General features: G+C 36.3%; 28 protein-coding genes, 1 pseudogene and 2 other annotated features. Of the genes and pseudogenes, 7 read left to right on the top strand and 22 right to left on the bottom strand.

Features of this window, described 5'->3' with window-relative positions:
• Nucleotides 1-89: 89 nt before the first annotated feature.
• Both NSS74_RS02630 and NSS74_RS02625 read right to left on the bottom strand, forming a co-directional pair.
• Nucleotides 90-486: pseudogene (locus tag NSS74_RS02630) on the bottom strand (hypothetical protein); the annotation flags it as partial.
• Complete coding sequence (locus NSS74_RS02625) at nucleotides 487-1,062, bottom strand: histidine phosphatase family protein (protein WP_002143189.1); 576 nt, start codon at nucleotides 1,060-1,062, stop codon at nucleotides 487-489.
• Between the two features lie 169 nt (nucleotides 1,063-1,231).
• Between NSS74_RS02625 and NSS74_RS02620 the strand changes: the two genes are divergently transcribed.
• Both NSS74_RS02620 and NSS74_RS02615 read left to right on the top strand, forming a co-directional pair.
• The gene (locus tag NSS74_RS02620; RefSeq protein WP_002143190.1) at nucleotides 1,232-1,570 is read left to right on the top strand and encodes a hypothetical protein; all 339 of its coding nucleotides are present in this window, start codon (nucleotides 1,232-1,234) and stop codon (nucleotides 1,568-1,570) included.
• 72 nt (nucleotides 1,571-1,642) lie between these two features.
• Nucleotides 1,643-1,765 (top strand): DUF4023 domain-containing protein, encoded by a 123-nt coding sequence (locus NSS74_RS02615; protein ID WP_000071861.1) that lies wholly within the window; start codon nucleotides 1,643-1,645, stop codon nucleotides 1,763-1,765.
• Nucleotides 1,766-1,808: 43 nt separating this feature from the next.
• Here the strand turns inward: NSS74_RS02615 and NSS74_RS02610 are convergent, their stop codons facing one another.
• The gene (locus NSS74_RS02610; protein ID WP_002143192.1) at nucleotides 1,809-3,047 is read right to left on the bottom strand and encodes a TolB family protein; all 1,239 of its coding nucleotides are present in this window, start codon (nucleotides 3,045-3,047) and stop codon (nucleotides 1,809-1,811) included.
• Nucleotides 3,048-3,276: 229 nt separating this feature from the next.
• Between NSS74_RS02610 and NSS74_RS02605 the strand changes: the two genes are divergently transcribed.
• The 3 genes from NSS74_RS02605 to NSS74_RS02595 all read left to right on the top strand — a co-directional run bounded on the left by NSS74_RS02605 (nucleotide 3,277) and on the right by NSS74_RS02595 (nucleotide 8,814).
• Complete coding sequence (locus tag NSS74_RS02605) at nucleotides 3,277-6,024, top strand: S8 family peptidase (protein WP_002143195.1); 2,748 nt, start codon at nucleotides 3,277-3,279, stop codon at nucleotides 6,022-6,024.
• A 70-nt stretch (nucleotides 6,025-6,094) separates the two neighbouring features.
• Nucleotides 6,095-6,323, top strand: a binding site (T-box leader).
• Nucleotides 6,324-6,374: 51 nt separating this feature from the next.
• Nucleotides 6,375-6,602 (top strand) — a binding site (T-box leader).
• Nucleotides 6,603-6,764: 162 nt separating this feature from the next.
• Nucleotides 6,765-8,519, top strand: coding sequence for an aromatic amino acid hydroxylase (locus NSS74_RS02600; protein WP_340813189.1), 1,755 nt, complete (start codon nucleotides 6,765-6,767; stop codon nucleotides 8,517-8,519).
• A complete protein-coding gene (locus NSS74_RS02595; protein ID WP_002143198.1) occupies nucleotides 8,500-8,814 on the top strand; it encodes a 4a-hydroxytetrahydrobiopterin dehydratase in 315 nt (104 codons plus the stop codon). The genes NSS74_RS02600 and NSS74_RS02595 overlap by 20 nt, the downstream gene beginning before the upstream one ends.
• Before the next feature lie 16 nt (nucleotides 8,815-8,830).
• Here NSS74_RS02595 and NSS74_RS02590 read toward each other — a convergent pair whose 3' ends face one another.
• Both NSS74_RS02590 and NSS74_RS02585 read right to left on the bottom strand, forming a co-directional pair.
• The gene (locus tag NSS74_RS02590; RefSeq protein ID WP_340813188.1) at nucleotides 8,831-9,688 is read right to left on the bottom strand and encodes a VOC family protein; all 858 of its coding nucleotides are present in this window, start codon (nucleotides 9,686-9,688) and stop codon (nucleotides 8,831-8,833) included.
• 21 nt (nucleotides 9,689-9,709) lie between these two features.
• On the bottom strand, nucleotides 9,710-10,114 hold the full coding sequence (locus NSS74_RS02585) for a DoxX family protein (RefSeq protein ID WP_002015248.1): 405 nt from the start codon (nucleotides 10,112-10,114) through the stop codon (nucleotides 9,710-9,712).
• A 156-nt stretch (nucleotides 10,115-10,270) separates the two neighbouring features.
• Between NSS74_RS02585 and NSS74_RS02580 the strand changes: the two genes are divergently transcribed.
• Complete coding sequence (locus tag NSS74_RS02580) at nucleotides 10,271-10,816, top strand: helix-turn-helix domain-containing protein (protein WP_002015249.1); 546 nt, start codon at nucleotides 10,271-10,273, stop codon at nucleotides 10,814-10,816.
• A gap of 66 nt (nucleotides 10,817-10,882) precedes the next feature.
• Here NSS74_RS02580 and NSS74_RS02575 read toward each other — a convergent pair whose 3' ends face one another.
• From NSS74_RS02575 to NSS74_RS02505, 15 genes are all read right to left on the bottom strand, one after another.
• Nucleotides 10,883-11,764, bottom strand: a complete 882-nt coding sequence (locus NSS74_RS02575; RefSeq protein ID WP_002140633.1) for an IS3 family transposase — start codon at nucleotides 11,762-11,764, stop codon at nucleotides 10,883-10,885.
• An 8-nt stretch (nucleotides 11,765-11,772) separates the two neighbouring features.
• Nucleotides 11,773-12,069 (bottom strand): transposase, encoded by a 297-nt coding sequence (locus NSS74_RS02570; protein ID WP_002135468.1) that lies wholly within the window; start codon nucleotides 12,067-12,069, stop codon nucleotides 11,773-11,775.
• A gap of 90 nt (nucleotides 12,070-12,159) precedes the next feature.
• Nucleotides 12,160-12,537 (bottom strand): MaoC/PaaZ C-terminal domain-containing protein, encoded by a 378-nt coding sequence (locus tag NSS74_RS02565; RefSeq protein WP_002015250.1) that lies wholly within the window; start codon nucleotides 12,535-12,537, stop codon nucleotides 12,160-12,162.
• Between the two features lie 110 nt (nucleotides 12,538-12,647).
• Nucleotides 12,648-13,106, bottom strand: coding sequence for a GNAT family N-acetyltransferase (locus tag NSS74_RS02560; RefSeq protein ID WP_002015252.1), 459 nt, complete (start codon nucleotides 13,104-13,106; stop codon nucleotides 12,648-12,650).
• 58 nt (nucleotides 13,107-13,164) lie between these two features.
• Entirely contained in the window at nucleotides 13,165-13,692 is a 528-nt protein-coding gene (locus NSS74_RS02555) for a GNAT family N-acetyltransferase (protein ID WP_002143201.1), read from the bottom strand.
• A 294-nt stretch (nucleotides 13,693-13,986) separates the two neighbouring features.
• On the bottom strand, nucleotides 13,987-14,382 hold the full coding sequence (locus NSS74_RS02550; protein WP_002129192.1) for an ankyrin repeat domain-containing protein: 396 nt from the start codon (nucleotides 14,380-14,382) through the stop codon (nucleotides 13,987-13,989).
• Nucleotides 14,349-15,167, bottom strand: a complete 819-nt coding sequence (locus NSS74_RS02545) for an ABC transporter ATP-binding protein (RefSeq protein WP_002129193.1) — start codon at nucleotides 15,165-15,167, stop codon at nucleotides 14,349-14,351. Before NSS74_RS02545 ends, NSS74_RS02550 begins: the two co-directional genes overlap by 34 nt.
• Nucleotides 15,154-16,182: a FecCD family ABC transporter permease gene (locus NSS74_RS02540; protein WP_002015259.1), complete on the bottom strand. Its 1,029-nt coding sequence runs from the start codon at nucleotides 16,180-16,182 to the stop codon at nucleotides 15,154-15,156. The genes NSS74_RS02545 and NSS74_RS02540 overlap by 14 nt, the downstream gene beginning before the upstream one ends.
• Before the next feature lie 5 nt (nucleotides 16,183-16,187).
• Nucleotides 16,188-17,135, bottom strand: coding sequence for an ABC transporter substrate-binding protein (locus NSS74_RS02535; RefSeq protein WP_002015260.1), 948 nt, complete (start codon nucleotides 17,133-17,135; stop codon nucleotides 16,188-16,190).
• Nucleotides 17,136-17,282: 147 nt separating this feature from the next.
• Nucleotides 17,283-17,519, bottom strand: a complete 237-nt coding sequence (locus NSS74_RS02530; RefSeq protein WP_002034123.1) for a YrhC family protein — start codon at nucleotides 17,517-17,519, stop codon at nucleotides 17,283-17,285.
• Nucleotides 17,520-17,645: 126 nt separating this feature from the next.
• Nucleotides 17,646-20,249: a bifunctional acetaldehyde-CoA/alcohol dehydrogenase gene (gene adhE / locus NSS74_RS02525; RefSeq protein ID WP_215588506.1), complete on the bottom strand. Its 2,604-nt coding sequence runs from the start codon at nucleotides 20,247-20,249 to the stop codon at nucleotides 17,646-17,648.
• 260 nt (nucleotides 20,250-20,509) lie between these two features.
• Nucleotides 20,510-21,643, bottom strand: coding sequence for a bifunctional cystathionine gamma-lyase/homocysteine desulfhydrase (locus NSS74_RS02520; RefSeq protein ID WP_098635921.1), 1,134 nt, complete (start codon nucleotides 21,641-21,643; stop codon nucleotides 20,510-20,512).
• 3 nt (nucleotides 21,644-21,646) lie between these two features.
• Nucleotides 21,647-22,570, bottom strand: a complete 924-nt coding sequence (locus NSS74_RS02515; RefSeq protein ID WP_016100595.1) for an O-acetylserine dependent cystathionine beta-synthase — start codon at nucleotides 22,568-22,570, stop codon at nucleotides 21,647-21,649.
• 82 nt (nucleotides 22,571-22,652) lie between these two features.
• Complete coding sequence (gene mtnN, locus NSS74_RS02510; protein ID WP_002143209.1) at nucleotides 22,653-23,348, bottom strand: 5'-methylthioadenosine/S-adenosylhomocysteine nucleosidase; 696 nt, start codon at nucleotides 23,346-23,348, stop codon at nucleotides 22,653-22,655.
• A 14-nt stretch (nucleotides 23,349-23,362) separates the two neighbouring features.
• Nucleotides 23,363-24,001: a class I SAM-dependent DNA methyltransferase gene (locus NSS74_RS02505; RefSeq protein ID WP_002015267.1), complete on the bottom strand. Its 639-nt coding sequence runs from the start codon at nucleotides 23,999-24,001 to the stop codon at nucleotides 23,363-23,365.
• A gap of 137 nt (nucleotides 24,002-24,138) precedes the next feature.
• On the opposite strand from NSS74_RS02505, the gene NSS74_RS02500 reads away from it, so the two are divergent.
• Nucleotides 24,139-24,354, top strand: a complete 216-nt coding sequence (locus tag NSS74_RS02500) for a YrzA family protein (protein WP_002015268.1) — start codon at nucleotides 24,139-24,141, stop codon at nucleotides 24,352-24,354.
• 35 nt (nucleotides 24,355-24,389) lie between these two features.
• Here NSS74_RS02500 and NSS74_RS02495 read toward each other — a convergent pair whose 3' ends face one another.
• Together NSS74_RS02495 and NSS74_RS02490 are read right to left on the bottom strand one after the other, a co-directional pair.
• The gene (locus tag NSS74_RS02495) at nucleotides 24,390-25,040 is read right to left on the bottom strand and encodes a YrrS family protein (protein ID WP_002138429.1); all 651 of its coding nucleotides are present in this window, start codon (nucleotides 25,038-25,040) and stop codon (nucleotides 24,390-24,392) included.
• Nucleotides 25,041-25,156: 116 nt separating this feature from the next.
• Nucleotides 25,157-26,911 (bottom strand): peptidoglycan D,D-transpeptidase FtsI family protein, encoded by a 1,755-nt coding sequence (locus NSS74_RS02490; protein WP_002143213.1) that lies wholly within the window; start codon nucleotides 26,909-26,911, stop codon nucleotides 25,157-25,159.
• Nucleotides 26,912-26,945: the final 34 nt, after the last annotated feature.

Below are 26,945 nucleotides of genomic sequence, written 5' to 3'. Positions count from 1 at the left end.
TAGTAACTTTTATTACCTGTAAAAACTTGAACATATCATACCACAGGTGATAATCATTTTCATTGAAGAAAATGTAAAAAAACTGTGAGTTAAATGTGAAACGCATTCATTCGAATATAGAATAAATCCGTTTCATATTGTTTATATACTCGAAATGTACATGTCTCCTCATCGGTTAATCTCGCTTCTCGAACAACTTCTTCTAACGTTTTGTCATGGTTAATAAACCCGTAAAATAGGCGTATTGTAAACATAAGTGCTACATTTCCATCTACATAATCTATCAATCCAACATATGATTTTACACCACTATGTAAAAAGGATTCTACTAGTTAGTTTCAACTCCCCAAACTTATACCAACCATTTACAATATGTGTAATATGCAATTTTGCATATTACTTAATTTCCGCTACGCTAAAGTATACTCTCGGCTCATTTAAGTCGTACACATCTTCTCCTAACTCTTCCATTACAAATTTCCTCTCCTATAAGTCCATTTCATATATACCCGTTTCTTTCAAAAAATCAGCTCTAGTTAAAGCGACTTTATGTAAATATTGCCTATACGCTGTAATTGTTCCATCGTGTGCAACGATACAAATTTTTTCTGCTTTTAACTGATAGCACCAGTGCAGAAATTCATCTACTATTTGCTGAAATTCCATCTCCGAGATGATATTGACTCCCTCATTCCATAACAATTCATTTCTACTTTCTTCTAATGAAAAATGTGGAAATAAATTTTGTATTATCTTTCGATCTAATAATTGATCGCACGGTAATGTTTTGGCGGATTCCCGATAAGGAAAAATACGTGGGGATATATATGGGTGAACAATTTTTTGACAAGCAACTTCCGCACTCCATATTGTCGCAGTTTGTAAAGTTCGAAGTGTAGGACTAGCGATTAATATATCCTTTTCTTGTAATGGTACATCGCACTGAAGCAATTCAGCCTGCTTCTTTCCCACGCCCGTCAATGGCGGATTCACTGCTTGTAAACTTAATGGTAAATCTTTCGTATGTTCACCTTCACCATGCCGAACAAAAATAAGCTTCATTCTCCTCTTCCTCTCACTAGGAAATAGTCTCACATATTTCTTCCCTATTTTTTTCTTTACTCCTGCTATTTTAAAAAGTAGAATGTAAAAAGTGTTTGACACTAACGTTTGAAAAATATTACAATTATATATGTAAAACACTTTTTACAAGAAGAGGAGGATTACAAATATGAAATGGATTATCGTCTTTATGGGAATGGTCATATGGGGATACATAAATGGCTTTTTTAATAGTGATAAAACTGCTAATCCTTGGATTACAGATGATGAGCGTGAAACAAAAATTAAACAAAAAGCAATTATCGCCAGCTGGTCTGGTGTTTTCATATTTTGTATCATGAACCTCTTAAACAAATGGTTAGGTTTAGGAACGAGCAATACATCACCTTACTTACCATCTTCTGTCGCAACTATTTTAAAAGAAAATGTAGAGTTACAAGTTTTACTTATGTTATTCATTACATATGGCATATTTTACGTATACTACCGAAGAAAACTAAGCGCTTAACTTTTATCTCATGATTATCCTCCTAAATGGTTATAGTAATTAGGACAGAATGAAAAAAGGAGAGATATAAAAATGAGTAACTCAAATGACTTTTTAGATACATTACATGAAAAACAAGCAAAAGATGAACAAAATAGAAAGCGCCAAGGGAACGGAAACCCTGCGAAAAAAAAGCCAAATAAAACACATAAATAACATTGAAAAACCTACCTGAAAATTATATTTCAGGTAGGTTTTTTTACTCGTCTTTAACCGAAACGACATCTTCCCAATTCCATTTCTCATAATACCACTCTGGTACATCTATATTTTCAATCCACTTCTTCTCATGTTTTCCATCGTTATGAGCAAGCCATACATCAGCTTTCTTACGATTTGAACGGAGCCACATTAATTGGTTGCTTTTCTTACTAAAAATGGGGTTATAATCGCCTTGGCTATTGGATGGCTTTGTAATTTGATGTTGTTCATCTGTTGTACTATTTATTTCATATAAAGATGGTAGTGGTCTTTTTTCTAGAGGGACCGATAGCTCTGCTTCCTTTGCCCTTGAAACGATAATTACATTATCGTTCTTCCATGTGAAATCCCAATCAACATAGCCTTTTGGAGTAAATGTATTTTGCTGGAGAGCCGGCAATTCTTTTATTTTTAAATGCTTATTCTCTAAAGCCACTCTCCCGCTTCCTTCAATATAGGCTAATATATTCTTTGATGGTGCCCATTTGAACCATTGTGTGTTTAATAACATTTGATCTACTGTTTCAAAACGACTGCCATCTGCTCGAATTAAGCAAAGTGTATTACTATCAGCTGACAAAGAAGCTGTTGGTACTGCCAAAAACGAAATCCATTTTTGATCTGGCGACCACTTAAATCCACTTCCAACTAAAGCTAAAAAGTCATCATGCTCATTCGGTAGTGCATATAAATGTTTCATCTTATGAGGATTCATATTTGCATCCTTTTGTATTTCATATAACTGAGCACCTGTCCATCCTGTTGGAAGCAAGTACGCTTCTGATGATACAAGAAACTTCTTACCATCAGGATACCATGCATAGTCACCTACACCATTAGCTACGTTTTCAAAATCTACTTTCTTTTTTTCAGCATCAAATGTATTTAATGTGCGTGCAAATACAAATGCAATTATATTCTCTGTTGGTGACCATTGATAATTCGATGCTTCTGATTGAGATGGCGTAACTTTCTTTCCATCTTTCAGCCGATACAGTTCAAAGTGATTTCGCTTCTTTCCTTTTGCATATGCAAGCCATTCTCCATTGTGTGACCATTTCGGCCCTGTTATGTACTCTCCTTTTGTAATTTGTTTTTCTTTTTCACCAACTTTAATCCATAGATTATGATTACGAATAAAGGCAACTTTTACTCCATTGTTTTCTGCGCTAGTAATAGAACTTGAACAGAAAAAAAGGAACAAAATCACGATTCCACTTACTATAAACCTTTTCATATAGCACCCCCATTTCCCCCTTTAGCATTCCTCATATTCCGCTTACTATATGCAAATATTATCCATTCGACATAATTCCAAAAAATTTCCCAAGAAATTTTCAATTCAGAGAGGTTTGGTATGAATTATGTCGAATGTATAGTTTAGCCAACATCCGTTCCTATAATTAACGATAAAAATGTAATATTTATTTTCGGAAAATTGGCACTTTTTATTAGGGGGAGTTTCAATGAAGAAAACTACATCAACACTATTAAGTATGGCGCTCGTCTTTTCGAGCTTTGGAGCATTAAGCGCCCATGCTGAATCACTGCAAAAAGAGAAGCAATTTAGCCCACAGTTAAAAGCAAATATTGAACAATGGGGAGAAAACAAAATCGCGCAAAATGTTGAAACAAAAACATCAAAAGAAATTTCAGTTATTGTAGAATTGCAACATGCTCCACTCGCTTCACAAAGTAACATTCAACATGCTCCGGACCTACAAAATAGCAATGTGCAATCATACCATGCACAACTAAAAAAAGCACAAGAGGATACAACAAAGAAAATAAAAGAAAAAGCACCGAAAGCAACCATAAAAGAAACGTATAGTACGTTATTTTCTGGATTTTCTATTTCTATCCCAGGGGATCAAATTGCCGCTCTAGCTTCTTTACCTGAAGTAAAAGCAATTTATCCGAACTTAACATATAAATTACATGAAACGTCAAAAAGCCTAGCAGATCAAGAAACACCAAACGTTGGAGGCCCTACAGTTGGTGCACCTGAAGCTTGGAATTTAAAAGATCCGACTGGCAAATCCCTTGATGGAAAAGGGATGAAAGTCGCTATTATCGATTCAGGTGTCGACTATACCCATCCTGATTTACAAGCAAATTATATCGGTGGCTATGATACAGTCGATGAAGATAATGATCCGATGGATGGAAACGTCCACGGTACCCATGTTGCTGGAATTATTGCTGGTAACGGAAAAATAAAGGGGATTGCTCCGAACGCTTCTATACTCGCTTACCGTGTCATGAATGATGGTGGTACCGGTACGACCGATGATATTATTCAAGGTATTGAGCGAGCTATTCAAGATGGTGCCGATGTTTTAAATCTATCTCTTGGTCAAGATTTGAATGTACCTGATCAACCTGTAACAATGACGTTAGAACGCGCAGCAAAACTTGGTGTTACTGCAGTCGTCTCAAATGGAAATGATGGACCAAAACCTTGGTCTGTTGACGCTCCTGGTAACGCAAGTAGTGTCATCTCTGTTGGTGCATCTACAGTTTCTATTCCATTTCCAACATTCCAAGTAGCTGGTTCCAATAAATCTTACCAAGGATTACCGTTATCAAAAGCAGATTTCCAAGTAGGGAACGATGCTCAGCTTGTATATGTTGGCTACGGTAATCCAAGCGATTACGCTAAACAAGATGTGAAAGGGAAGTTCGCCCTTGTTTTACAAGGAACTTCGAGCACGTTAGTAAAAGCAGAACAAGCGAAACAAGCTGGCGCTCTCGGCGTGCTACTAATTTCTAACGAAAAAGAAATTAATCTTATGCCCGAATATTTTGCACGTGAAGATGTAGCTCTTCCAGTTATGCAACTATCAAATACAAATGGCGAAGAGTTAAAAACTTTAATTACAAAACGAAAGAAAAATATAAAAATTGGACAACCAAAGCAAACAGAACTTATTGGTAACTTTAGTTCAAGAGGACCCTCTCAAGGTAGTTGGCTTATAAAACCTGATATTGTTGCACCTGGAGTGAAAATTACTAGTACAGTGCCGGGAGGTGGCTATGAATCTCACAACGGGACAAGTATGGCTGCGCCGCAAGTAACAGGAGCTGTTGCCCTACTCCGTCAAATGCACCCTGATTGGACGACAGAACAATTGAAAGCAGCTCTTGCCAATACTGCAAAAACATTAAAGGATGTCAATGAAAATACATATCCTGTTATGGCACAAGGCTCTGGTTTAATTAACATTCCAAAAGCCGCTCAAACAGATGCATTAGTGAAACCTAACAATGTAAGTTTCGGTCTTATTAAACCTAATAGCGGTAAAGTGAAGTTAACACAAAATGTTACGTTACAAAATCTTTCTAACAAAAAGAAAAACTTTTCAACTCGTATTGAATTACTAGATACAAAAACAAAAGTCCAGACTTCTTTCTCTTCTTCTATTAGTATGAAACCTAATAGTAACATCGAAAAGCCTTTTACTATTACTGTAGATAGCTCCTTACCACAAGGTGTATATACAGGAAATCTATATGTAAAAGAGCAAGGGAAGACTGAAGAAATGCGTATTCCATTTACATTTAGCATCGATCCGAAAGAATACAAGCGTATTGATGGCCTTGAAATCGTTAATTCTACTTTCAGTCCAAATAATGACAAAATACTAGATGACAACCTGATCAATTACTATTTAGTTACACCAGTTGAGGATGTAACATTTCACGCTAATTTAATTACGAAAGACCGTGTAGCATATCAAGGCATGATACATCAAGGGAAAAATGAAACACCTGGTTATAAATCTTTCAAATGGAATGGTACGAAAACTGACGGATCTCCTCTACCTGATGGCTTATACCAAATCGAAGCTGTTGCTTCTAACTCTGGTGGAGAAACAAAGCAAACAGGAGCTGTATTTGTCGATCGTACTGCACCGAAGTTATCGTCTGAAGTAGATCAAGAAAACCTCGTAATTAGAGGGAAAGTAGATGATATACTTTTAGATTGGATGACAGAATCTGGATGGGTTGCTCCAGGACATCCAGTAACGATACAATATGAAATTAACGGAAATGGCGTGTGGGAAAGTGCGTTCCTGAACCCTTGGGAGAAAAGTTACGACATTTACTTCGATCGTAACCAATTACAACAAGGAAAAAATATAATTCATATTGTAGCAACCGATGCAGCTGGAAATAAGTCTAATTTAAACGTCGATTTAGAAGTGAGATAATAAAATTATTGTTGACAAGCTTTTAAATATAGTTTTATAATACAAAACATAGTTTAGTTGAACGAATTATATATCGGCTTTGAAGGAATACTAGTAGCGACTTATATCCCTGTCTCAGAGAACTGATGGTTGGTGCGAATCAGTACATATACAAGCGTGAATTACAATTCTGGAGCTTCTTTCCCGTAATGCTTTTTATGCATGAAGAGAAAGACGGATCTTTCCGTTATCTTAAAGTAAGTGGTAAACAATTAATTGTTTACAAATAGGGTGGTACCGCGATTTTTATCGTCCCTATCGGATTTTCCGATAGGGGCTTTTTTGCGTCCTTCCCTTTTAAATAACTTCATATATACGCGTTGAAAGAATCGCAGTAGTATCTTGTATCCCTGTTTCAGAGAGCTAATGATCGGTGGAAATTAGCACATATATAAGTACGAATTACAATTCTGGAGCTTCTTTTTCGTAGTGCTTTTATGCATGAAGGAAAAGACGGAATTTTTCCGTTATCATTAGTTGAGATGTAAGTATATTTTCACTTACAAATAGGGTGGTACCGCGATTTTTTCGCCCCTATCGGATTTTCCGATAGGGGATTTTTCTATTTCTCACGCAAACAGTTGTTAAAGAATTTCGAATGTTATGATAAAATTTTATAAGCGCTTACAATTCTGAAAGGAGGTGGTACAAGCTATACAAAACTGGTATTCATTTTTATAGAGAAAAAGGAGGACGTCTAAATGACAAAGAAAAAAGAAATTCCATCACATTTAAAACCATTCGTATCCACACAGCATTATGATCAATACACACCGGTGAATCACGCTGTTTGGCGTTACATTATGAGACAAAACCATAGCTTCTTAAAAGATGTTGCTCATCCATCCTATGTTAACGGACTACAATCATCTGGTATTAATATAGATGCAATTCCAAAAGTAGAAGAAATGAATGACTGTTTAGCACCAAGCGGCTGGGGTGCCGTAACGATTGACGGACTTATTCCCGGCGTCGCATTCTTCGATTTTCAAGGTCATGGATTACTACCAATCGCAACAGATATTCGTAAAGTAGAAAATATCGAGTATACACCCGCTCCTGATATCGTTCATGAAGCTGCAGGCCACGCACCGATTTTGCTTGATTCTACATATGCAAAATATGTGAAACGCTTTGGACAAATTGGAGCGAAAGCTTTCTCCACAAAAGAAGAACAGGATGCTTTTGAAGCCGTTCGTACATTAACGATCGTAAAAGAAAGCCCTACTTCTACACCTGAAGAAGTTGCAGTTGCTGAAAATGCTGTAATCGAAAAACAAAACTTAGTTTCTGGTTTATCAGAAGCAGAACAAATTTCACGTTTATTCTGGTGGACAGTGGAATACGGCTTAATCGGCAATATAAATGATCCGAAAATTTACGGTGCTGGTCTCCTTTCCTCTGTCGGTGAAAGTAAGCAGTGCTTAACAAACGCTGTAAAGAAAGTCCCATTCTCAATTGAAGCTTGCACCGGGACAACTTATGATGTAACAAAAATGCAACCACAGCTATTTGTTTGTGAATCATTTGAAGAATTGACTGAGGCCCTTGAGCAGTTCTCTACAACGATGGCATTTAAAACAGGTGGAACAGAAGGATTAGAAAAAGCAATCCGCTCCGAAAATCATGCTACAACTGAGCTAAGTAGTGGATTACAAATTACGGGTACATTTACAGAGACAATTAAAAATGATACTGGTGAAGTTATTTACACACGAACAAGCTCACCAACTGCATTAGCAATTCATAATAAACAACTAGCAAATCATTCTACATCTGTGCACAGCGATGGATTCGGGACACCAATCGGATTACTAGATGGAGATATTGCATTAGAAAATTGTACAGAAGAACAATTACAATCATTAGGCATTACAATTGGAAGCAGTGCAGAGTTTACTTTTGCAAGTGGCATTCATGTAAAAGGAACAGTAACAGACATTGTAAAGAATGATAAAAAAATTGCTCTTATCTCCTTTATAAATTGTGCAGTTACTCATAAAGATCGCTTATTATTTGATCCTTCATGGGGAGCATTTGATATGGCTGTCGGCTCACAAATCACTTCTGTATTCCCAGGAGCGGCAGATGCGGCTGCATTTTTCCCGATGAATGAAGAAGTACAAGAAACGCCTGATCCACTTGTACTGAATAAGCTTGAACGTATGTATCAAACAGTTCGAGATATACGTAACGATAGTATTTTACACGATACTCATACTGATCAATTAATAGCTATTCAAGAAGTATTAAATAAATTTTATCCGAAAGAATGGTTGCTTCGTCTTGAAATTTTAGAATTGCTTTTAGAACATAACAAAGGTCACGAAGCATCAGCAGCATTATTACAACAACTTTCTACTTTCACAACTGAAGAATCTGTAACACGTCTTATTAACAATGGTCTTGCGTTACTGCAGGTAAAGGATGTGAAAAATGATGCTACGATTAACTAATGAAGAAGTACAAGAGGAATTAACAAAGCTGGATAAATGGACAGTGAAAGATGAAAAATGGATTGAAAGAAAATATATGTTTTCCGACTACTTAAAAGGAGTCGAATTTGTCTCTGAAGCCGCCAAACTATCAGAAGAACATAATCACCACCCATTTATCCTTATCCAGTATAAAGCAGTCATTATTACTTTGTCATCATGGAATGCAAAAGGTTTAACGAAACTAGATTTTGACCTTGCAAAGCAATTTGATGACCTATTTTTACAAAATGAAAAAGCTATTATAAGAAAGTGAAAAAAGAGAAGCCTTTTTAGGCTTCTCTTTTCACTTTAAAATGTATACAATGTCCAAACGGATCCTTGGCCTGTAATATTCCATCTTTATACGTAGCAACTACGCCAATATATTTTAAACTTTCACACACTTGCTCTTTTTGTTTTTCATCTGCTAGTACAATTGTGAAATATTTCAAACCAACGGAATTTGGCATTTGTGGTGGTATACCTTCACCCTGCCATGTATTTAAACCGATATGGTGATGATAACCACCTGCTGATACGAACAACGCTCCATTACGAGCTGGAATCGTTACATCAAAACCAAGGCCATCAACATAGAAACGTTTCGCTTCTTCTAAGTCAGCTACATGTAAATGAATGTGCCCCATCACAGTACCAGGCGGGAACCCATTCCATGTATTTCCTTGTTGTAATAATCCTTCGCCGTCTAACGGGTTACTAACAAATGGTAACTCTCCATTTTCATCATGCCAAACTTCTTTTTGGCGATCATGATAAATTTCAATCCCGTTTCCATCTGGATCAGCTAAATAAAGAGCTTCACTAAAGTAATGGTCAGCCCCACCATGTAATGGGTGTACTCTCTCAACAAAATGACGAAGAATATTTGCTAAGTCTTGTCTGTTTGGTAATAAAATTGCATAGTGATATAAACCAGTTCGACCTCTTTGCTTCGGAAGAGCGTCTTCCTTTTCTTCTATTATGAGAAGTGGCTCATTGTCCTCATTACCAAACGTAACGATTGTACTTTTTTCTTCCAGTACCTTCATACGCAATACTTCTGTATAAAACTCTAGCGATTTCTTTAAATTTGATACATATAAATGAACAACCCCAAGTGTTGTTTCGGGATGAAGTGGAAAGCCCATTTTGTTATACCCCCATTTTAATTAATTCTTCTTTAACATTTTCTCTTTTAAGAAATTATCTACAAAACCATTAGCTTTCGCAACAAATAAGTAAGCACCCATCGCTAATAATGCAAGTTCTAACTCAAATCCAGGATTTTTCCCGTCTCCTAACAAACCAGCTGACCATTTTACTTTCACAATCGCTCCAACCATAACAAGTGCAAATAATAAGCCAATATACCTTACGCCTAAACCTAGAATTAACAATAGACCTCCAACTAATTCAACTGTTGCTACACCGTATGCAAGTCCTCCTGGTAAACCAATGCTTGTAAACCACCCTGCAATATTGTCAATTCCTGATTGGAATTTTGTTAAACCGTGCATAAAGAACGTTACCCCTAACACGATACGAATAATTAAGTTACCAATATGTTGATTCATTTCTTTCTCTCCTTTATAGTTTTGTTATACAAAACTTTTATTTACATTACAAAACATACACTAATTATTTTTATTCGTCAATTCATTTTTCATGAGAAAAAATATTTTTTTTTTGCTATGATACAAATAGTTGTTTACAAAAAGGAGCATGATTTTATGAATATCGGTTCTGCGATTCGTGAAATTCGTCAACGTAGAGGAATTACGATTGCCCAAATTTGTGAAGGAACAGGTCTTTCTAAAGGCTTTATGAGTCAGGTTGAAAACAATAAAACATCACCATCTATCTCAACTTTAGAAATGATCGCTAATTTTTTAAATGTTCCCCTTCCATATTTATTGTTAGAACAAAAAGATCGTTTAAAAATTGTAAAAAAAGAAGAGCGTAAATACAGTGTGTATGGAAAAGATGAACAAAGAATTGAGCATGTTGCGGAGCAAGGTGGTCTCCGCCTATCTCTAGTAGAAATTTCTGCCGGATTCCCGAAAGAAAACTCACCAAATGCTCATGAAGGTGAAGAGTGTCATCTTGTATTACGCGGAAAACTAGAAGTTCAACATGGAGAAGATATTGCGATTGTAGAAGAAGGTGATTCTTTCTCTTGGAATGCATGCGTTCCTCATATTGTTCGCAATATAGGTGAAGAATCTGCATTATTACTTATCTCTAGTCATGCGGAAAATCGAAAACGTGTTTACTAAACGATAAAAAAGAAGCCTGTTTCGTGCAGTGACCCCTGTCAAGTAGACAGTATTTAAAAAGCGCAACTAAGCAACCTGAGTTCTATATTTATATGGACTCAGGTTATTTAATTTCTTTTGAAATCTTTGATGATTATAAAAGTGCATATATTTACGCACGGCAAGTTTGACCTCATTCGCTTTACGGAAGGAGTATAAATGAAAACACTCTGCCTTAAAGTGACTGAAGAAGTTTTCCATACAAGCATTATCCCAACAGTTGCCTCTTCGAGACATACTTGCCTTCATCTGATATTTTTTAAGTAATTGATTATATTGACGAGATGTATACTGGGATCCTTGATCACTATGTAAGAGGATTCCCTTCACATTTCGTTTTTTCTTTGCCTTTTTAAGCGTATCTAACACAAGCTTTAAGTCGTTTCTACGACTGGTTTCATAGGCAACAATTTCATTATTGTATAAATCCTTAATAGCGGATAAGTACAAGCGCTGTCCATTGAAAATCAAATAGGTAATATCGGTTACCCATTTCTCATTCGGTTTTGAAGCCTGAAACTCCCTATTTAGATGGTTCTCTGAAATCACATAAGCTTCTTTTTTTCCGTAATAAGGTCGTTTTTTCCTAATTACGGCTTTGATACCTAGTTCACTCATCAATCTTTGGATGTGCTTATGGTTCAAATGAAGGTTATATGTGGCTTTCAGCCACACTTGTATTCTTCTATATCCATAAATTCCTCTTAATTTTTTATGACACTCCAATATCTTTTTCTTAATTTCGATATCCTCTGATTGTTTTTTAGAAGGCGTCGTATGCCGTTTTAGCCATTTGTAGTATCCACTTCTGGTTACACCAGCAATATCGCATAGAATGGTCACTGTATAACCTGTTTTTGTCATTTCATGGATGACTTCGAATTTTTTTATTTTGGATACGACTTTCATTCCTCCTTTTACATCCCTAAGAGCTTTTTTAACATTTCATTTTCCGCTTCTAATCGTCTGATCTTAGCTTCAGGATCTTCGGGTCTAACCCTTGGTCTACCTAAACCTGGTCCTTTCGCTTTACCGCGTTTTTCTTCTAGTCCTTTGATTCCTTCAGCTTCAAAGTGTTTCACCCAACGACTTACAACCGAGTGATGAATACCTAATTCTTTCGCAATGGTTTTATAGCTCATGCCTTCTTTTAAGTATAAATCTATAGCTTGTTTCTTAAATTCTACATCGTAAGTGACTCTAATTTTTCCCATGAAAAAATCCCCTCCATAGTAAACAGGTTAATGTGCTTTCTTTTTCCTGTCTACTATAAGGGGATCATATCATCGTAACAGGCTTCTTTTTTATTCCCTTATAATTCCATAACTCGTCCCAACTAGTACGGTCTTTTCATGTTGATTGCGATAAACTGACTCAATTGAAACTTTTTTATATCCTTCCATTTGCTCAATATTTGTTAAAGTTAATTCACAAGTAACCGTATCTCCTGTAAAAACTGGTCTAATAAACTCACTTACTAATTCCCTCGCTATGTAATGTAACTCTTCGCCTACTTTCGTCCCAATGCTAGCAGTCAATAAACCATGGACCATTAATCGTCCATTCTCATCATATTCCATATGATGTCTACCTTTATCGCCTGTAATATTTGCAAATTCAAAAACTTCTTCCTCGGTAAATCTTCTTTCGTATTTAAATATATCCCCAACTTTTACATTCATTTTTATCCCCCGTTTAATAAACTGAATTTTCTTTTATTTTATCACAAAATGAGTCTCAGTTCAGTTTATATTATTAAAATAGCAATCCTTTTTCTTTATTACCTTATAAGTTATCGATGCCCTTCCTTTTTTGCCACTTGATACCCATAGTACGCACATGTTCCATTTCTTGATAACTCTCTTACTTCAAAATCACAACTTCTATAAAAATCAAAATTGTTAGCGGACGTATGCGCAAACCAATCGCCATGCGGAAGCTTTTGTAAACAAAGAGCTACAAGTTTCTTACCTAACCCTTTCCCCCTATACTCACACTTCACAACTAAATTTACTATGTTAGCAACCATGATTTGATCAGAAATAACTCTAACCATCGCGACCATTTCTTCTTCATCCCAAATTGTGAAAGCCCATGTTGAATTTTCAAATGCAATCGTAAACTTTTCAATTTGCCAAGAAGGGATATTATCATTACTCCAGCCAGCATCTTCAAATAATGTCTTAATCGCATATGCTGGCACTCCATTCGTTCCTTCACGAATAATTAGTCCATTATGATAAATATACATGTAATCCCTCCCTTTATTTTTTATATACCATTCTCCAAAAAATGCAATTCACCTTTTTTCATCCAACCCGCTTAATGGAATAAACGAGAACATCCATCTCATGAAATGAAGTTGTTTTCTCATAACTAAGCCCTGTTTTTCTAGCAACAAATATTGAAGCTGGGTGGTTCGGATTAATAAGTGAAATTAATTTATTCATTTGTAATGCTTGAAAACCATAGTCTCGAAATGCCGCCGCAGCCTCTTTCGCATACCCTTTCCCCCAATACTTAGGAAGTAGCCAATAGCCAATCTCAATTTCCTCTTTTCCATCTACCTTCTGCTTGACAAGTCCTGCATGACCAATTCTTATCCCTGTTTCCTTTTCAATCATTACAAATAAACCGAGACCATTTTTATAATTTGGAAATACCCTCTCCTCCAAACTTTTTTTACATTGCATAAATGTTTTTAACGTTCCATTTCCAATATAGCGCATTACCTTCTCATCCCCCCATAAAGAAGCATAAAATGGTAAATCATCCATTGTATATTTGCGAAATTGTAAGCGATCTGTATGGAACACTCTTTTATTCACTCCCATCATTTTGAACCTCATTACATAACAACATATTTCAAACTACGTAAGTGTTGAATAATTCATATCAAGAAAGTTACCAAAAAGAAAGAAAATTCAATCTTATAAAAGTGTATTATATCAAAAAAAAGCAGTAGACAAAAGAGTGTCTACTGCATCCATATCATAACTAGTATAAAGAAAGCTACAATTGAGGGGGTGTAGGATTTTCAAATATACTAGATACTTATCCCGTTCTAACGGGCGGTAAACCTTCCAATCCTTTGAGTGGAAAGTTTACCGCACATAAGAACTTTGCGGTCATTAAGAAAGCACTGTTAAGTACTCAAATACACGCTGAGCTTTTTCTCCACCCATTCGTGCATGTTGAAGAAGAGAGATGCCATGTGGGCCAGATGCACGTAATGCCTCTGGTTGTGCTACTAAAATGGCTTGTACGACTTCAAGTTCACCCAGCATAGCTGCTGCAAAAATATCCATCCGAGCTCCCTTTTCCAGTAAATAAAGAGCAATATCTTTACGGCCTACATGGGCCGCTGCTCCTAAGGCACTTTCCCAATCTGAGCCACCCCAATTATAAGAAGCATGAAGTAAGCTTGGTGATTCGGCCAAAAGCTCCTGTACTCTTTCTAGATCTCCGTGAGCTGCCATAACAAATTCCCTTACTAACTCAGTGGTAATACGCTCGTCTGTTTGCATCTCTCTTCTCCCTTTTCACAAATTCGTTTCGGTGTAAAAAATGGCTTGTCACTCCCTTGGAATATATCAACTTCAATTCCAAATACACGCTGAAACATTTGATGACATAGTACTTCTTCTGGTACGCCATCATACTGAATCTTCCCTTGTTTTAATACGAGTAAACGATCGCTATATTGAGCCGCTTGATTAATATCATGTAAAACCATTACAATCGTCATACCAAACTCTTCGTTTAATCGTTTAACAAGTTCCATTACTTCTAACTGATGGACGATATCTAAAAAGGTTGTTGGTTCATCTAATAGTAAGACATTTGTGCGTTGTGCAAGCGTCATTGCAATCCAAGCACGTTGCCTTTCTCCTCCTGATAAGGATTGTAAAAGACGATATTCATACCCTTCAAGCTTTGTAACAGACAATGCCCAATCAACAATTTCTTCATCTTCTTTATTTAAGCGACTACTCCATGATTTATGAGGACCTCTTCCGAACTCTATTAGTTCTTTCACTGTTAAATCTAATTGATGATCGTGCATTTGTGGTAACATCGCTAATTGCTTCGCTACATCTGCACTCTTCATCGTATAAATATTTTCCCCATCTAAAATGATGTCTCCTTCGCTTTGTTTAAGTAGCCGTGCTATTAAACGAAGCAAAGTAGATTTCCCCGATCCATTCGGACCGATTAAACTAACGATTTCTCCAGCTTTAATATGTACATTCATATTTTGCATTTGAAATCTTTCAGAATGTGCGTAAAACACTTTGTTAACGGAAATCACGTTGTTTTCCTCCTCTATGGATTAAATATAAGAAGAACGGACCACCTAAGAAGGACAATAAAATACCAACAGGCAATTCGATTGGATCGAACCAACTTCGAGCTATCGCATCCGCAAAAACAAGTAATATCCCACCGCCAAGGCATGATAATGGCAGTAAATATTTATAGTCATTTCCAACTAATAAACGTAACATATGCGGTACAACAAGACCGACAAATCCAATAAGACCAGAAACACTAACTGCTATTCCAGCTAACATTGTACTTACTACTATTAAATAAAACCGACTTCTTTCCACGTTATATCCTAATAATTTTGCCATTTCATCCCCAAGCATTAATACTCGAATATGTTTAATACCGAAGAAAGCTAATATAATAGCGAATATCGCATAGTAAATAATCATATTTAAATGTGCCCAACTAACACCACCAATACCACCAGCTAACCACGGTAAAACTGATTGTACTTTGTCGCTATGTAATAACATTAGCGCTGAAGTCGCTGCACCAATTAAGGCGTTTATTGAAACACCTACTAATACAATTCGTGAAGGTGGCGCCCCCTTTTGCCATGATAGTGCGTAAATGACCATTGCTGTAATAAAAGCTCCTAAAAACGCTCCTAGTGGTAAGAATGCCATATGTTGAGGAAATAAAATCATGATTATAATTGCTACAAGACCTGCTCCTGATGAAACTCCGATAATTCCAGGATCTGCAAGAGGATTTCTCATAACCCCTTGCAATAATGCTCCTGATGCAGCTAAACACGTTCCTACTATAAAACCAACGAGCACTCTCGGTATACGAAGATCCCATACAATTCGATGAACTGTCGAACCTTCATCTTGTATACCTTCTATAATGTCTCGTAAAGAAAAAGATAAGCTCCCTGCAAAAAGGCCATAAAAAAGACCTAGAACAGTTAATACGACTAAAGTAACTGTTATTATCCACCTTTTTCTCGCAAAAGGATGTTCCTTTTCTCTTACTATTTCACTACTCTCCATACTTATCATTTCCTTACATCTTGTATACTTTTATACATAAAGTCCATCGCTTCTGTAACTTTCGTCCCAGGATTTGATCCAAATAAATCTGGTGGTAAAATAACTACACGATTTTGTTTTACTGCATCTAAATTTTTCCATGCTTCATTTTTCATCATTTCGCCTTCAAATGCTTTTTTCACACTATTGGGATCTCCATGTGTAATTAAATAAATCACATCTGGATTTGCTTCAATAATACGTTCTACACTTAGCTGTGCATATTGCGGATACTCTTTCATTTCTGGAAAACTAGCTGCGATATTTTTCCCGCCTGTTTTTTCTAAAATATCCCCTGATAGAGATGTTGGTAATGCTGCTAAATAAGTGCCTGGTGCTCCATAAACTAGCAACGCTTTAACATCACTCTTTTTCTCATATTTCTTCATTTGATCATTAATTTTTTGGTTAAGCTCTTTTGCTTTATCTTCTTTCTTCATTACTGTTCCATACATTTCAATACCCTTTTGAATATCTTTTACAGAGTTGGCTGAAGAAATGATTACTTTTGTTCCTTGTCCTTCGACCGTTGGAATGTTCTTTTGGAATCCATTGTTAGCAACAAGTACATCCGGTTTTAAACTAGCAATTTGCTCAAAATTCGGTTGATGTGCATTCCCGATTACTTGTGCTTTCTTTAATTCCTCTGGGAGAGTTAATTTTGTATCAGGACGACCTACTATTTTTCCACCTAAAGCATGAATAATATCCATGTCTCCCATACTCAACGTAGCAAAACTTTCAGGAACTTTATTGAATGTTATCTTTCTGTCTGAGAGATCGGTAATTTCGATTTTGTCTGTTCCTTTGTCTGTTTTTGTTGCGGATGCTTTTTCGTTTTCTTTTGCACTGCAACCTATTAATAAGAAAAAAATAGATAAGATCGCTGTGAACAGCGTAATAGATTTGTTCATTCTTTCACCTCTAATTGATAATAATAATCATTAACTACTATTCTACTTTAATTGATAAGGATTATCATTGTCAATATGAAACGCATACATTTTCTACAAAAATGAAAAAACGCTACAAAAAGATTTCTTCTTTTCGTAGCGCCCTATTTAACAATTTTCTTCATATTCGCTCTCCTCTAATTGATCACGCATCGTTCTAACACGCTTAAAGAAGAAAAAAGCAAGAACTAAAAATACAATAATACTCCCCATCATAACAAAAGACTGTACCATACTTTTTATTCCACTTGGAATTAATAAACCGATCATTAAAAATGTACTTATAGCTAAAAGTACTTGTGCAAACCGGGTATAATCTGCTATTTTTTCTTGTAATTCTTTCATCTGCTTATCACTCCCATCCTCACTTTATCACATTCTATCAAGCTTAAAGACAAGTAAATAGAACCAATCTGGGAGATGTTTTCCAAAGTAAAAAAGAGCCGCTTACTCGCGGCTCTTTTTTATCTATTATACGCCTTTATATGCTTCCATATAGATTTCTTTCAGCTCTGAAATGAGCGGTAATTTTGGATTAGCTGTTGTACATTGATCTTCAAAAGCTCTTTCTGCTAATAATCCAACAACCCCTTCAAATTGGTCTTTAGCAACTCCTTGTCCTGCAATACTCATATTTATATTTAAGCTTTTTCCAAGCTCAATAATTGCTTGGACGAGTGATTCCACACCTTCCGCTGTTGAGCTTGCTGGAAGCCCGAGCATTCTCGCAATATGTGCATAGCGTTCATCAGCCACAAAGTGCTCATATTTTGGGAACAATGCGTGTTTTCTTGGCTTAATAGCATTATAGCGAACTACGTGCGGCATAAGAATTGCATTCGCACGTCCATGCGGAATATGGAATTCCGGTCCAATTTTATGTGCTAAACTATGATTAATACCTAGGAAAGCATTTGCAAATGCCATCCCTGCGATTGCGGAAGCATTATGCATTTTTTCTCGTGCTTCTTCATCATTTCCATTTTTATATGCTCTCGGTAAATATTTAAATACGAGATCAATTGCTTTTAATGCTAAACCATCCGTATAGTCATTTGCCAGAACAGACACATACGCTTCAATTGCATGTGTTAATACGTCCATACCAGTATCTGCCGTCACATGAGGTGGTACTGTCATTACAAATTGCGGATCAACAATCGCTACATCTGGTGTTAATTCATAATCCGCAAGCGGGTATTTAATATTATTTTTCTTATCTGTAATAACCGCAAATGGCGTCACTTCTGATCCCGTCCCTGATGTTGTTGGAATGGCAACAAATTGTGCTTTATTTCCCAAGTTCGGATACTTACATGTACGTTTTCTTATATCCAAAAACTTCTGTTTTATTCCATAGAATGTCGTTTCTGGGTGCTCATAGAATAACCACATCCCTTTTGCTGCATCCATAGCTGAACCGCCACCAAGCGCGATAATTACATCTGGTTTAAAGCTTTTCATCATGTCCGCACCTTTAAATACAGTTTCATCTGATGGATCTGGCTCAACTTCAAAGAAAACTTCAACTTTCACATCATTTGCATGCTTACGTAAATAGTGCGTAACTGTATCTACATAACCGTGCTCAACCATCCCTGGATCCGTTACAATAAATGCGCGGGAAATGTTAGGCATGTTTGCTAAATATGCTGTCGCATGTTTTTCAAAATAAATTTTGGGTGGTAATTTGAACCACTGCATATTCTTTTTTCTATTTGCCAACCTTTTTATATTTAATAAATGAGTCGCCGTTACGTTTTGGGAAACTGAGTTTTTCCCGTAGGAGCCACAACCAAGCGTAAGTGATGGAATAAATCCATTATATATATCACCAATTCCACCTTGTGATGAAGGTGCATTTACAATGAGACGGCAGGCTTTCATACGTAACCCAAATTGTTTTTGTACTTCTTTATTTGTAGAATGGATAACCGCTGAATGCCCTAGGCCACCAAGCTCTAACATTTCTTCGCAATATGTAAATCCTTCTTCTAATGAATTTGCTTTTACACAAGCTAACACTGGGCTCAGTTTCTCACGAGATAGTGGATACGCTGCTCCGATGCCTTTAATTTCAGCTACAAGCATTTTTGTATGTTCAGGTACAGTAATTCCTACTAATTCAGCAATATACTGTGCTGATTTCCCAACAATATCACTATTTACTGCACATGTATTTTCATTAATAACAAGCTTTTCTAATTTCTTTCTCTCTTCCTCTGTTACAAAATAACAATTACTTGCAATCATTTCTGCTTTAACATCATTATAGATTTCCTTATCTACAATGATGGCTTGTTCTGACGCACAAATCATACCGTTATCAAATGTTTTCGATAAAATCAAATCATTAACAGCACGTTTTACATGTGCCGATTTCTCTATATAACATGGTACATTACCTGGCCCTACACCTAGCGCGGGTTTACCAGTAGAATAAGCCGATTTCACCATACCAGCCCCTCCAGTTGCTAGAACGAGTGCGACACCATCATGGTTCATTAATTGTTTCGTTGCTTCCACAGAAGGTCTTTCAATCCATTGAATACAATGCTTTGGTGCACCAGCTTTCACTGCTGCATCATATACTGTTTTTGCCGCTGCAACGGAACAGTTTTGTGCAGAAGGATGAAATGCGAAAATAATTGGATTTCTCGTTTTTATCGCGATTAATGCTTTAAACATTGTTGTCGATGTTGGGTTTGTTACTGGCGTTACCCCAGCTACTACACCGACAGGTTCTGCGATTTCTATTATTTCTTCATGAGGATCTTCATGAATAATTCCTACCGTTTTATCTTTCTTTATACTATGCCAAATATATTCAGTGGCAAAAATATTTTTAATGCATTTATCTTCATATACGCCACGGCCCGTTTCTTCAACAGCCAACTTCGCAAGCGGCATATGTTGATCGACACCCGCAAGCGCCATTTCATGAACAATGTTGTCAATTTGCTCTTGTGTAAAACTTTCTAATGCTTGTAAAGCTTTTTGACCGTTATCTACTAACGTATCAATCATCTCTTTTACCTCTTGCATTTCATTTACAACTTTCTCTTTGACTACCATGTAAATTTCCTCCTATTCTGCTATCTTGGACTTCATAAGTCCCTATAGGTCATAAAAAGTCCCGATTAGCGTAAAAAAATAGAGTTACCTTCCTACATGAATCCCATCGCTTGTGAAACATTTCACAAGTTTGTTCGTGAATAACATTTCATGAATTCAATATACATGAAATCATTTCATTTGTGTATGTCTAATTTGTGAAATATTTCACAAATTGATATAATAAAAATGCACTGCTCTATATTAGCAGTGCATTTTTACTATGCTAGTGCTTGTGCCAAATCTTCAATTAAATCTTCTCCATCTTCAATACCAACAGAGATTCGAATTAATGTATCTGTAATTCCTAATTCTTTACGGCGATCTGCTGGGATTGATGCATGTGTCATTTGTGATGGAATGGAAATTAAACTTTCTACTGCTCCTAAGCTTTCAGCAAGTGTAAAGTACTGTAACTTCTCAAGTACTCTATTTAATGTTTCTTCACTATCTACATCGAATGAGATGATTGCACCAAATCCGTTCGCCTGTTCTTTTGCTAATTCATGATTTTGATGTGATTCAAGACCTGGATAATATACTTTATTTACTTTCGGATGGTTATTTAAAAACTCAGCAATTGCGCGTGAATTTATTTCATGCTCCTCCATACGAATTCCTAATGTTTTTAAACCACGAAGTAGTAAGAAGCTGTCTTGTGGTCCAAGAATACCTCCTGTTGAGTTTTGTACGAAATGAAGGTCTTCTGCTAGTTGCGGGCTATTTACAGCTACTAGGCCTGCAACTACATCACTATGCCCACCTAAATATTTCGTTGCACTATGAAGTACAATGTCTGCTCCTAAAGAAATTGGCGACTGCCAATATGGCGTCATGAATGTGTTATCAATAATTGTTAATACATCGTTCTCTTTAGCAAGAGCGGATATTTTCTTAATATCAGTAATTTTCAGTAATGGATTCGTTGGTGTTTCCACATAAATCGCTTTCGTATTTGGGCGAATTGCTTCTACAACTTCCTCTAGGTTTGTTGTATCTACAAATGTATGCTCAATGCCGAAACGGTTTAGTACTTTTGTAATAACGCGATACGTACCGCCATAAACATCATCTGTTAAAATGACGTGATCTCCTTTTGAGAATAGCATAATAGTTGCTGTAATAGCTGCCATCCCTGAACCAAATGCAAATCCAGCATGACCATTTTCTAACACTGCAATCATTTCTTCTAAAGCTGAACGAGTTGGATTACCTGTTCGTGAATATTCATATCCTTGATGCTTACCAACTGCTTCTTGTTTGTACGTACTCGTTTGATATATCGGCACGTTTACAGATCCAGTTGAAGGTTCTCCTATGCGAATACCATGAATTAACTTTGTCTTTGCTCTCATTTTTTATTCCCATCCTTTGTATATGTCTTTACTTAAATAGCGCTCACTGCTATCCGGAAAAATCGTTACAATATTTGTACCTGGTGCTGCGTTTTCTGCCTCAAGTAAGCTTGCATGAAATGCCGCTCCTGAAGAGCTTCCAACGAGAAGGCCTTCCTTTTGCGCCAATTCTTTTACACGTAAAAATGCATTTCGATCAGAAATCGTATGAATTTCATCAAAATAAGATGTTTTTAAAAATGGTGGAATGAATTCAAGACCAATCCCTTCTGTTTCATGTGAACCAGCTTTACCGCCATTTAAAATAGATCCTTCTGGTTCTACAATAACCGTTTTAATATCAATATTTTTTTCTTTTAAATAAGACGCAGTTCCCATAAACGTACCGCCAGTTCCTGCCCCTGCAACAAATATATTAATCTCTCCATTCAGCGCATCCCAAAGTTCAGGACCTAATGTTTTGAAATAAGCACGAGGGTTTGCTTCATTCGCAAACTGACTTGGAGAGTATGAATTCGGTATTTCATTTACTAATTCTTTTGCCTTTGCAATTGCGCCGGTCATTCCTTGCTCAGTCGGTGTATGCACGACCGTTGCACCTAGTGCTTTCATTATTTCTTGTTTTTCAATACTAAATTTCTCTGGTACACAAACAATAACGCGTAAATCATGTTCTAACGCTGCAAGTGCCAGTCCAATGCCGGTATTTCCAGCCGTCGGTTCAATAATTGTTCCGCCCTCTGCAACAAGCCCTTTTTCTAGTGCATCTTCGATTAATTCTCTTCCTAAACGATCCTTAACGCTTCCGCCTGGGTTGTAAAATTCAAGCTTTGCAAATAAACGGACTCCTTTCGGAAGTGAAAAACGAGTAATTTCCACGATTGGTGTATGACCAATCAACTCATGAACTCCACGATATACATTCATCGTGTTCTCCCCCTTATTTGCCAATAAAGAAAAGGCAACTGTATGTATTTTCTTTATATGAGACAGTTGCCTTTTTGTTACATTACTTTAACTCTTCTAGTACTTTTACGATAAAGTTTGTAGAATGAAGAGCTGCTTGATCTAAAAATTGATCAAATGAAACATTTGATTCTTTACCCGCAATATCAGAAAGTGCACGAATAATAACAAACGGAACTTCATATTGGTGGCATACTTGCGCAACAGCTGCTGCTTCCATTTCTACTGCATAAAGGTCCTCAAATTTATCACGAATTGCTGCAACGCGGTTCGGATCACTCATAAATGAATCACCTGTTGCAATCATACCTTTTACAACTTGAATATTTTCTTCTGCCTGCATACATTTCTCAGCTAATGCAACTAATGCCTCATCAGCTTTAAATCCAGGTGGCATTCCTGGCACTTGACCATATTCGTAGTTAAATGCTGTTACATCTACGTCATGGTGACGAACTTCTGTTGAAATAACTACATCACCAACATTTAGAGAGTGATGGAATCCACCAGCTGAACCAGTATTAATTACTTTTTCAGGCTTATATTTTTCTAATAAAATTGTCGTTGACATCGCTGCATTTACTTTACCAATACCAGACTTTAGCAAGATTACTTCATGTCCTGCCAATAGCCCTTTCGTAAATTCACAACCTGCAACAGTTTCTGTTTCTGCTCGTTCTAGTTTGTCACGTAAAATACGTACTTCTTCTTCCATTGCTCCAATTACAGCAATTCTCAATCTAATCCCTCTTTCTATTGCTTAGTTGCCTCCATTACCCAAACGAAATGATTTAATCTCGTAAACGTTACGTGGAAGCCATTGTTTTCAAAAATAGATTGCATGATCGGAATACGTGTATAGTATTCTGTTTGCAAATCGTTTGCTAACTGATGAAAACCTCTTTGTTTTGCTACTTCGACAGTTTTATCATATGCATCTTGATCTGCAAATATCGTATCAGCAAACACTATTTTACCACCTTTGTTTAGCAATTGACTATACTTCGCAATTGCTACGTCTTTTTCTTCATCTATTAAATGATGAAATGCGTAAGTGCTCACAATAGTATCGATTGAATTTGGGACTTCAAATGAAAGAAAATCACCCTCTGTAATTGAAAACTCTTTTGGTAATTTCTCTTTTGCAATAGTACGCATTTCGCGTGACGGTTCTATACCGTAAACTGTGCGACCAGCAAGTAATAATTTATTTGTTAAATTGCCAGTACCAACACCGAATTCTAATACGTTGCCAAATGACTTGTTAACTACATCCTCTAAAATGTCCTCATAATGGGCGAAAACTTCTTTATATTGTATATCTTCGCCTTGTACAAATGAGTCGTACGTATGAGCCCATTCATCAAATAAACCATTAAATTCTGTTCCCATAAAAATTCCCCTTTTTCTTATCGGTTTTATCAGTATGATATTCTCTCTTTCTAAAAATGTCAATTGAAATGTACGTAGTATTTCCTTCTTTTCTTTGTTACACTATAGGTGATTATCATAGGAGAGGGGGCATCTTCGTGTCATTTACCTTTGAAATGTTAGAAGATAAAGTAGAATTTTTCGAGGCTGCAAACTTAGTTTCTCTAGAAAAAAAAATTAACGAACAAATTGATAATAATAAAGCACTTATGCTCGAAGTTCATCATATTTCTCACCAAATGATTATGGATCCTGAAAGCAAAAGACCTTATTATAGTGCGGTTGTTCATTTTAAATTAAAGAAATTACGCTAACTAAAAAAGAGAGGCTCTTAAGAGCCTCTCTTTTTTTAGTTTAGAGTTTGAACGAGTACTGGTTTCCAGCCCTCATTGTCTACCCAATCAATATTTACATAATATTTTTTACCTGATTGTTTATCTTGTACGTTACCGTAAGCTTTATTCTTACCGTTATTTCCAATTCTATGGATAACTAATTGATTTACTGGAACGTCAATTGCAGCTGAAATCGCTTGATTCATCTCATTCCAATCTGCTGTACCTTTTTTAAACGTCATCGCAGGTGTTGCACCTTGCTCTGTACCTACTGGCTTCCAAGAAGATTTCGTATAAGCATCTGTTGCCTGTGACTGTGTTTTTTCAGCTGGTGCTTTCTCGTTAGCTTTCGCTTCTTCTTCAGCTTTTTTCTTTTCTTCCTCAGCCTTTTGCTTCTCTTCTTCTTCCTTCTTCTTAGCCTCTGTCTTATCTTGCTCATTCTTCTTCGGCTCTTCTTTACCTTTAGCTTTCTCAGCTTTATTCTCTTTTGTTGTTTGCTGAGCTACCTTTTTATCATTAGAAGACGCTTGCTCTTTTGTGTCAGGAACAAACAATTGATATGCTACAATAGCTACTGCTACTAATACAATAGCGATTGCAATATTTAAAACACCGTTTTGACGACGTTTTTGTTGTTTCTGTTGGAATCTAGATCCTCCTGCCATTCTTCAAACCTCCATGCAGTTTTTCATACTTGCTATTGTAACATTAAATCTAGAAAGGTTGAACATTTACAATAATATTTTCACGAAATGAAAACATTTCATAAATAATTGCAAGATTACTTTTCAATTTCTAATTGATGGATTGCCTCTACCATTTCTGCAAAAACTGGTGTGACTACATTTTCATTACTATCTGTTTCTATATCAACTACAACTAAAGCATATCTTGGGTTTTCATATGGAAAATAACCTGCAAACCAGCGATTCACCCTCTCTCCTTTTCCTGTTTGTGCCGTCCCAGATTTTCCAGCGACAGTTAGTGGCAACGAACGGAATACGGTTCCCGTTCCTTTCTCCATCGTTACAACGGCTCTTAACAACTGTTGTAATTTTTTCATCGTTTCATAAGAAAGCTGTTTCCCATTTAATTTATGATTTTCAAATGTAAAAAAGTCGGTTCCATTTTTATACACTATTTTTTTCACAGCTTTCACTTCCATCTTCTCTCCACCTCTAGCAATTGTCGCCATCATATTCGCTATAGCTAGAGGTGACACACGTACATCTTTTTGTCCGACCATCGTTTGAGCAATCGCTTTTCTACTATCTTTATTTTCTTCGCTTTCCCAAATAATAGCACTCTTTTCTTCTGACAATTGCTCAAATTCTGGTGTATGAAATACTGAACCTTTCCAACCTACCTTCTCACTTGCTCCTAAGGCCTCTAAATACGTTTCTAATACTCCCCTATCCTTTTGCATTAGTTCATCACCTAATACGGCAAACGTTCGATTACAGCTTCTAGCAAAGCTTTCCTTAAAGTTTAATGACCCCATCATAACTTGCGGAAGATTTTCACCGTATAAATCCGTATTACAGTTAAATGTACGATTAAACCGCACCAAATTCTCATCAATTACTGCTGCTGCAACTACTGTTTTAAAAACAGACCCCGGAAAATGAGGAGTTAACATTTGATTTTCAAGTGTAGATTTATATATCCTCCTATCATTCATCTGTAAAGAAGGCCTACTTACCATTGCTACAACTTCACTATTCTTTATGTCTAGTAATACTAACCCACCTTTTTTTATTCCGTTTTCATCTATAATCTTCTCTGCTCGTCGTTGCAACGTTTTATGTATTGTTGTTTGAATAGTAACTGGATAAAATGGATTTCCTGGTGAAGTGTATTTCGCCTGCTTCCCAAAAATCGGTTCTCCTTGTCGATCCACTTGATATAGTATTTTCGCTTCTCCATCAGTCAGTAAAAATTCATCAAATGATTGTTGCAATCCAGAAATACCAATTGGCGTTTGTTTCGAAGTTTTTTTCATTTCTCCATAACGCTTTTGAAATTCCTGTTCATTCTCTCCCACATCACCAATTAAATGATTTGCCTCCCCCATTTGCTTCAGTCGAACTTCTGCTGCTACAATACCTAAAATATCTAATTGATTTACCTTCTTCATCTGCTCGAGCGTTAATTGAAATGGGGTATTCTCCTTTCGTAATATAAATGCTTGATTCTTATTTTTCATTTGCAGTCTTATCCCTTGTCTCGACACACCAATGATATGCGCAATTTTCTCTAACATGTCATTTTTTATTTGTAAAAACGGAAAAACAATTAAGACTGGATATTTCTCTTCACCAATTTCCTTACCATTTCGATCTGTAAAATGCCCTCTTCCATTATCTACTGTAAGTGATTGTGTTCGTTGCGTAACACTTTTTTCAATCAGGTTGATATTTCGGTCAGTAAATGATTCCGTATCTATAATCTGTATTTGGATTAAACGACAAAGTAATAAAAAAATCACACCCATAAAACAAATTAAAACAATTATAATTCTCCGTTTCATTTTCATAAAAAACACCTCGTCTATTGTAGTTTAGACGAGG

The sequence above is a fragment of the Bacillus sp. FSL E2-8868 genome, from assembly GCF_038005505.1.
GTDB classification, from domain to species: Bacteria; Bacillota; Bacilli; order Bacillales; family Bacillaceae_G; genus Bacillus_A; species Bacillus_A mycoides.
This window is presented reverse-complemented; position numbering and strand designations above follow the sequence as displayed.